We start from the raw sequence: 260 nt of genomic DNA on the forward strand, positions 1-260 counted from the left end.
CAGCGGGGCAGCGGAGTTTACTCCCCCCGGTGCCCCGGCGAACACATCGGCGCCCACGAGCCCACCGGCTCCGTAACCGAGCCCCAGCGTGAGCAGGTAGAACCCGCCGGTCAGCCAGATAGCCCACACCACCGAACGCGGGGCCCCCTTGGCCGCCGGCCCGGGGGGGGAACGCATGGGGACCTGGGGCGGGCCCCGCGGTCCGGGGACGGGGGCCAAGCCCCGCGGCAGGAGGACCCACGGGGTGGCCCCCAACTGCA

General features: G+C 76.2%; 1 pseudogene. It reads right to left on the minus strand.

What is annotated here, in order from left to right:
- Positions 1 to 260: pseudogene (locus KVS71_RS20095) on the minus strand (cation acetate symporter); the annotation flags it as partial.

The organism is Microbacterium sp. GbtcB4, from assembly GCF_019091465.1.
Taxonomy (GTDB): domain Bacteria; phylum Actinomycetota; class Actinomycetes; order Actinomycetales; family Microbacteriaceae; genus Microbacterium; species Microbacterium paraoxydans.